The sequence below is a fragment of the Clostridium sp. KLE 1755 genome, from assembly GCF_000466465.2.
GTDB lineage: Bacteria > Bacillota > Clostridia > Lachnospirales > Lachnospiraceae > Eisenbergiella > Eisenbergiella porci.
Map to the genome: position 1 here is coordinate 33,784 of NZ_KE992681.1, position 7,098 is coordinate 40,881.

A 7,098-nucleotide genomic window follows, 5' to 3' on the forward strand; every position below is an offset into this window, starting at 1 on the left:
CCGTGCCTGCCGGGGCCTTCGGCCCACAGGCCGTCAGGCCCAAAATAATGAAAGCAGTGATTAAAAAACTGGTACATTTTTTCATATTGCGCATCATATTGCCTCCCTGAATCAGTATTCCGAATTTATCGGTAAGTTTTGAGAATCCGTCCGTTGCTTTCCGGTAAAAAACCTCCTGCCGCACCGGACATTTCCAGTGTAACAGGAGGTTTTGTCTTACTTTTCACCAAGTTGTGTCAAAGTTGTCAAATGCTCTGTTTTTTATTCATAAAGCCGGATGCTGAAGAAAGGCGTATATTTTTTTTCATCCTGCAGGAACTCCACTTTAAGATAACAGTGTTCCCCCTGTCCCTTCCAGGTATGGATTCTTCCTGCTGTCTCTGGCTCCTCATTTACCTCCATTTGCCGGGGGTACAGGTCAATCCCCAACATGTAGCGTGAATTGTATGCCCCTGCTGCCGCTTTCCAGAAAAGATCGTAGGGCTCGCATTTGGTTAAAGGGACCCCGGCATGGCTGATGTCCCCGCAAAGATACACAGGGGTACCGGTTACGGCGTCCAGGATGACCTCATAATTCCCCAGCCCTATCTTCCAAAGGGAAAGCGACGCATCGGAGGATGACAGGAGAAGGCTTGCCCCGGAATATTCATATTCAGCTGCCGCCTTTTCTGTACTGCGGGCGGCGTCGGCAGAACTGTCGTCAAAAAAGGAATAGCCGTACTCCGCAAAGACTGTCTGCATATCGCTCAAAAATGACTGTGCGGCGCTGATCGCATTCTCCTGCGTCAGTTCTGTATCCAGCGGCTCCCTTGTATCGATAAGCAGTGCATCGGAGGTATCCTCTCCCGCAGCAAGCAGCGCCGTCATTTCGGATAATCCCTTCATCCGCCCGGCAAGTACCTGCGCGTTTATTTCATCATAGCCGTACAGGGCAAGGCTTTCCGCCCTGACATTACCGGAGACCTGCAGAAGCTGTGTTTTCAGCCGTTTTATCATCAACCGGGGAAGAACAAGGCCGGAAGAGATCAGGAGAACTGCCAAAAGGAAGGGGACTATTCTGTAGATGCCTTTATGCTTCATCACCTTCCGCCTCCTTTCTCAACGTAAAGGAAACCGTTGTTCCTTTCCCTGTTTCACTGACATACTCCAGCTTCGTTCCATGTATTCCGGCAATGCGCGCACACAGCGCAAGCCCCAGCCCCGCGCCGTGTTCCCTGCGGGAACGGGACTTGTCCACCATATAGAAGGCCTCCGTGATACGCATAAGCTCATCTGATGGAATCCCCCTGCCATCATCCGATACAGACACGCGGTAAAGCTCCTTTTCCGCGCGTCCCAGCAGTGTTACGTGCTTTCCGCCGGATTTAAGCGCGTTGTCCAGGAGATTTAGCAAAAGGGTCTTAAAAAGATCATATTCAAGCCTGACCCAGGCGGGTTCGGCCTGACAGACAAATTCCACGCCTCTTTTTTCCGCGGACGGCAGTAAAGAGGCTTGTGCATCCTGCATTACGGTTGTGATTTCCGTTTCCTCCAGCGTAAAACCGGTTTGATCCAACGCGAACAAATCCATGAGCTTGAAGGACAGCGCTTCCAGGCGCATCCCTTCATTCATGATAAACCATGCCGCCTGCTCCGTTTCTTCCTCAGACAGCTTCCTTTGATATATCATATCCGCATATCCGATGACAGAGGTCATGGGCGTTTTTAACTCATGGGCAAAATTGGCGGTAAACCGCTTCTGCCGGCTTGCCGCTGTTTCAAGCTCCCGAATCTTTTCCTCAACGGTATCCGCCATTTTATTATAATCCTGCGCCAGCCCGCCGATTTCATCCCTTGCATGGATGTTCGCCCGAAAGCTGTAATCCCCGTTTCCAAAGGCGCGGGTAGCGCGGCGCAGAATGGTAAGCGGCCTTGTCAGCGCCCAGGACAGCCCCAGGGCCGCCGCTGTGCTCACTGCAAGAATCAGAAAATACAGGCGCGTGCATTGTGCCAGCAGATTTTCCGCTTCTGAAAAAACCTGCGATATGTCCTGCTTTGTCACAAGGAATAAGCGCCGGCCGCTCTGCGTAAATTCACTTTTAACAATCAGAGAAACGGCGCCGTCCTCTCTTACCACCTGATAATTTATGTATCCCTCCTGAATATCCCCAAAATCCTGCGGAGAGGCGAGATCGGAATAATATATCCCATCCGCTTCTCCGGCTAGCAGCAGGCCGCCTCCCGTTCCCAACAGGCCGGCAGCATTTTCCCCAATGGCTGAAAGCCTTGGTTCCGGTACGATTCCGCCGCTGAGCGTATTCAGAATTGTGGACTGGATGGTATGCTTGATAAGCTGATGCTGCATAAGCCCGCTGTCCTGCGCCCGGCGGAAGGAGTGGTTTAAGCTGAATGCCACGCAGGAATATTCCATCACTGCCAGGGCTGCCGTAAGTATCAGCGTTATGCTCAGAAAAAACTTATGGAAATATCTCACTGCTCCTGTTCCTCCAGACGATATCCGATGCGAAACACAGTCTTGATTTGCCCGTTCCACCCCAGCTTCTTCCGCAGCTTCTGAATATGGGAATCCAATGTCCGGGTTTCGCCGGTGTACTCCTCCTGCCATACGGTTTCATACAGCTTCTCCCGGCTGAGAACCACATTTTTATGCCGCGCCAGTTCTGCAAGCAGGTCAAATTCCTTTACTGTTAATTCCACCGGAGTCCCGGCTTTCCATACCTGCCGTGATGCGGGTGAAATGAGCACATCGCCTATCCGGATTTTTTCATTGGAGTGTCCGCTCCTGCGCAGGACTGCTTCGACTCTGGCGGCAAGCTCCCCAATCTGAAAAGGTTTGCACAGATAATCATCCGCGCCCAAATGAAGGCCGCGAATGCGATCCTGCACCTGTCCCATGGCGGAGATGATAATAACCGGGATTTGGGCGGCGCGTATATTTCCCAAAGACCGTATGTATTCCAGCAGATCATAGCCGCTTATTTCCGGCAGCATCAAATCAAGCAGGATAAGATCATATTGCCTCTGTTCAATGAGATCCGCGCCTTCCTTTCCGTCAAAGGCACAGTCGCAGCTGTAACCGTCAGCCGTCAGCGTGCTCCTGATTAAATTATTTATGGGACGCTCGTCCTCTATTATCAATATTTTCATCGTTATTTTCCCTTTTGGCTCACAATTCCAGGTATCCTTGTATCCATTTTATCACGCAGATGTGTCAAAGTTGTCAATTTGCCGCTGTTCATTTCCACAGATTGGCCGATGTGTCAAAATTATACCACAAAACCCAAACCGTCCGCGTTCCATATTATGTATTTCAGGGCAAAAAAATAGACACGCATTTCTGTGTCTATTCTTTGCCGCAGGCTCAGGCTTTGCAGGCGCCGGACGGCCTTCTGTCCGCCCTGCAGCCGGGCCTGTGCCATATTTTATTTTTTCAGCAATTCTTTGTAAATCTCCTTATCCTTATCCGTAAACACATTAAAAATAACCTGTTTCACAGAGGAATTACCTTCCAGGAAGCGGCATACCGTTTTTACTGCAATTTCGGCGGCTATTTCCTGGGGAAAATGAAATACTCCCGTTGAAATGCAGCAAAATGCTATCGACTCCAGATGATTTTCCGCCGCAAGCTCCAGACACGACCTGTAGCAGCCTGAGAGCAGCTCACAGTCTTTGCGGCGGAGCGGACCGGAAATAACCGGGCCTACCGTATGCAGGATATAACGGCAGGGGAGATTGTAGCCCGGGGTAATTTTCGCAGAGCCCGTGGGTTCCTCATGCCCCTGTTCGCACATTATCTCATTGCATTCCAGTCGGAGCTGCACGCCCGCAAGGGAGTGGATCATATTGTCAATACAGGAATGGCAAGGTATAAAACAGCCTAAAAGCGCACTGTTTGCCGCATTGACGACAGCGTCTGCTTTTAAGCGGGTGATATCCCCCTGCCACAGGAAGATCCGCTCATCCAAATCCGATGGGATAAGCCCATGGCAATCAATGATCCCCCGCTGTTTGACCATTTGGGATAAATATGCATTCTGCACCTCTAAAAAGGATTGGGAAACCGGCCGGGGCGGCCGCACGTTCATCAGGGAACGGATTAAGCGCCACTGTTCAGCTTCACCCTCCGGAATTTCCACACCTCCATATTCGGGCATATCCTTTATCAGGCTTTGAATCAGGTAACGCGCCTGTTCCTCCTTTGACATTCCAAATCACCTTCCTTCTTTTCCAGTTTCTGCCAGTTCCTTCAGCACCTGTGCGATATCTTCGCTGATGCAGATCGAACGCTCCTTAATTTCCCATGGCGCACAGGCCTCTGACAGATTGATGCACACATAAACGGCGGCAGGGTTTTTATCGGTCATCTGCCAGAAAGGGTATTTGATGATGCCTGGCGTATTCATTCCCACGCCCAGCTCCAGATAAACCACCCTTCCGTCCTTATTTTCACGAAGGAAATCTTCATAGCGGACGCACGCGCGCATCCACGCCTCATCTTCCACGAAATAACCGTCGCAGCGCAGATTCACCTCCATATACCCTCCGCATACCGGACATCTGGGAACCAGTTCGGATGGAATCCGGCAGTTTTTCTGCCGGGCCACCATGGCTCTGACCTGCGTTTCATTATTATAAAGCTTTTTATGGCAGGCTTTTGCACATTGGAACAGGCCGTAATCCCCCTGTGTGGCAAAAATCCTTTCGTCCGGGAAACCGGCCAGCCAGAACTGATGATCCACATTGGTGGTGAGTATGAAATAATTTTTATCCTTCAGAAGCGCGTACAGATCCAGATAGGGTTTTCCGGGCGCCACATCATAACGGTTATAGTAAATATGCCTGCTCCAGTAAGCCCATTTTTCTTCCTGAGTAGGAAATGGGTAAAAACCGGCGGAATACATATCCCTTAATCCGTAGCGTTCTATAAATTCACGGAAATTTGCCGTAAAACGTTCTCCGGAATACATAAGCCCTGCGGCGGCGGACAGGCCGGAACCTGCCCCCACTACAACTGCATCCGCATTTTTCAGAAGCGCTGCCAGTTCCCCGATTGGCCCGCTGTTCCTTTTTATTCTCTGATACAATCCTGTCGGCATTTTTCTATTCCTCTTCTATCCTTTTGATGGCCTGTACCGGACAGACCTCGCTGCACAGGCCGCAGTGAAGGCAGTTTTCCTCTTTAATTTCAACCGGAATTTTTTCCAGGATACAGCCCTGGGGGCAGGCCTGAAGGCATTTCCCACAGCCGATGCAGGCCTCTGTAACCATAAATCCGCCGCCTCTTTTGGCTTCTTCCCCGATTGTATAACGTTCCCTGAATATGGGATGGACACCCAGGTTAAAATATTCTATCACTGCTTTTTTCACGCAGAATACTTCCAGAACATATCGGCTGTTTCCGGGATATACATTATTCATTATCTGGTTTTCTTCAAAGATACGGTCCAGCCATTTTTTCTGCCTGGTATCAGGCACCCTTTCCGGAATGCCGTTGACGCGGATCATTTCCTGATAACGGGTGAGCGCCGTGATGGCGACCTCTTTTCCATTCTGCAGCTCTCTGTAAAAATTCTTTCCTCTGGCGGTTACAAAATAAATTTCTCCTTTTTCCGGTTCCACATGCATGATATTGATAATTCGCACCTGGGGATTTCCGTGAGCATCTACGGTTCCCATGGATGTGCTGCATACATAGCGCAGTTTTCGAATACAGGTTTGCGCGTTCATCGGCTGCTCCTTTCCTTTTTGTCCTTCCCGAAAATGCCTGGAGAAGCTTCCTGTGCCGCTTCAGGCATTTGGGGATGAAGTTGTTTTCCAGCACTGCGGGTCGGGCGCGTACATATTTCCCGTATAGCCGAAGGTTACCGCAGGGCAGCCTCTGCAGAAGCGGAGAAGTTCACAGCCGGCACACTTTTCAAAGCTGTCATATTGCCGATACTGATCCATTTTTTCTCCCAGAAACAGATCCGCCATGCTGTCCGTCAGGGCATTTCCAATCCTGCTTTCCATCCTGCGGCAGGCATAGACATCGCCTGTGGGCAGTATCGTCATATGGCAGATGCCGCAGTGGCAGCCGTCATAAATAGTGTCTGGTTTCAGGTTCTCCGGGATTTTGAATATTCCCTTTTCATAAAGGAACAGGGTCCACAGGTGATCCTTGAGCTGGAAGGTGGTGCCGCAGCCCTTATATTGTTCAAACTTTTCCCAGCATTTTTCCAGATATGCCCGGTATTCCAGGGGTTCCATATGGAATTCCGCGCTTTTTTCCTCACTGGTGGGGCAATAGCGGCCCACGGCGAAAACATCGGCCTGTTTTTCCACAACTACATCAATCAGCCCGGGGATTTCGTCCATATTGGTTTTAGATACGGTGGACATGATGGCACAATACATACCCGCCCTGCGGATGCAGCTGATTTTTTCCAGGGTAATGTCGAAGGAGCCGGGCTTGCGGAAGCTGTCGTGGGTTTCCCTCAATCCATCCAGGGAAAGCTGGTACTTACGGCAGCCATAATCGTAGAGCCGGCGGCAGACTTCATCATTAAGATGGAAGGGGTTTCCCAGAATGGCGAAGGTGATTTCATGCTTTTTCAGCAGTTCCAGCAGTCTCCAGAAATCAGGGTGCAGAATGGGGTCGCCTCCGGTTATGTAAAAATACGGGGTGCGGGACAGCTTTCCGCACATATCCAGGCAGTTGTCCAGCACCTTTTCCATATCGCTATAGGACATCTCAGCCAGCTTTTTACAGCTGTCTTCAGAAAATATATAGCAGTGCCTGCACCGCTGATCGCAGTTGTCTGTTATGTGCCATTGAAAGGCGAAATAAGGGTTCATTCTGTATTCCTCCGGTATGTGGGCTGGCTGTTATGGTCGGGTTATCTATGGCGGCGGTGCGGGGTAGGATTGGTGCGGGCCAGGACGGGGTTTTACCTTTCAGGGGCTGATGCGCCACAGGGGAAATTGCAGGCGCCTAATGGCTGCTCCGGATCTGAGGTTCCGCAGGTAGAACTACAGGCGCCTGGTGGCTATTCCGGATCTGAGGTTCCGCAGGCGGTGCCGCATGCACTCGGTTTCTTTTCCGGATCTGTCGTCCCGCAG

The 7,098-nt window shown here is 50.7% G+C and carries 7 protein-coding genes and 1 pseudogene; all 8 read right to left on the bottom strand.

What is annotated here, in order from left to right; genetic code table 11:
• Positions 1–261: 261 nt before the first annotated feature.
• Positions 262–1,083, bottom strand: coding sequence for a hypothetical protein (locus HMPREF1548_RS07570; protein WP_157065647.1), 822 nt, complete (start codon positions 1,081–1,083; stop codon positions 262–264).
• On the bottom strand, positions 1,070–2,473 hold the full coding sequence (locus tag HMPREF1548_RS07575) for a sensor histidine kinase (protein WP_021635344.1): 1,404 nt from the start codon (positions 2,471–2,473) through the stop codon (positions 1,070–1,072). Before HMPREF1548_RS07575 ends, HMPREF1548_RS07570 begins: the two co-directional genes overlap by 14 nt.
• Positions 2,470–3,147 carry a response regulator transcription factor gene (locus HMPREF1548_RS07580; RefSeq protein ID WP_021635345.1) on the bottom strand — a complete coding sequence of 226 codons (678 nt, stop codon included), beginning with the start codon at positions 3,145–3,147 and terminating at the stop codon, positions 2,470–2,472. The genes HMPREF1548_RS07575 and HMPREF1548_RS07580 overlap by 4 nt, the downstream gene beginning before the upstream one ends.
• A gap of 275 nt (positions 3,148–3,422) precedes the next feature.
• Positions 3,423–4,205 (bottom strand): protein-ADP-ribose hydrolase, encoded by a 783-nt coding sequence (locus HMPREF1548_RS07585; protein WP_021635347.1) that lies wholly within the window; start codon positions 4,203–4,205, stop codon positions 3,423–3,425.
• A gap of 6 nt (positions 4,206–4,211) precedes the next feature.
• Positions 4,212–5,096, bottom strand: a complete 885-nt coding sequence (locus HMPREF1548_RS07590; protein WP_021635348.1) for an SIR2 family NAD-dependent protein deacylase — start codon at positions 5,094–5,096, stop codon at positions 4,212–4,214.
• A 4-nt stretch (positions 5,097–5,100) separates the two neighbouring features.
• Positions 5,101–5,727, bottom strand: a complete 627-nt coding sequence (locus tag HMPREF1548_RS07595) for a 4Fe-4S binding protein (RefSeq protein ID WP_035321524.1) — start codon at positions 5,725–5,727, stop codon at positions 5,101–5,103.
• Positions 5,728–5,787: 60 nt separating this feature from the next.
• Positions 5,788–6,834, bottom strand: coding sequence for a radical SAM/SPASM domain protein, ACGX system (gene acgM / locus HMPREF1548_RS07600; RefSeq protein ID WP_035321526.1), 1,047 nt, complete (start codon positions 6,832–6,834; stop codon positions 5,788–5,790).
• A gap of 191 nt (positions 6,835–7,025) precedes the next feature.
• Positions 7,026–7,098: pseudogene (locus tag HMPREF1548_RS31025) on the bottom strand (ACGX-repeat peptide); the annotation flags it as partial.